We start from the raw sequence: 276 nt of genomic DNA, 5'->3' as shown, positions 1-276 counted from the left end.
AATCGATCAACCCCTTCCAGAAGGCTTTTGAAGTGATGTCCAAGCAGGTCTCCAGCCCGGTGCTGCGCATCATCCAAGACGCCATCGCCGCTACCCGCATCACCCTGAAGCCGGAAGAAGCGATGGAAATGTGGCCGGCAATCACCGACTGGGTCAAGGTCAATGGCCGCCGCCCGGACGTCCGCAGCGACGACCCCACCGAGAAACTGTACGCCGAAGGCCTGCTCATCCTGCAACGCGAAAAAGCAAAGCATGATGCTGAGAAAGCCGCGGCCG

Annotated in this window: 1 pseudogene; it reads left to right on the top strand. The window is 60.1% G+C overall.

Going from position 1 to position 276, the window contains the following annotated elements:
• A pseudogene (locus QP415_RS11735) lies at positions 1 to 276 on the top strand (DEAD/DEAH box helicase); the annotation flags it as partial.

Origin of the sequence: Pauljensenia sp. UMB3104 (assembly GCF_030217285.1) — a bacterium.
GTDB lineage: Bacteria > Actinomycetota > Actinomycetes > Actinomycetales > Actinomycetaceae > Pauljensenia.
This window is presented reverse-complemented; position numbering and strand designations above follow the sequence as displayed.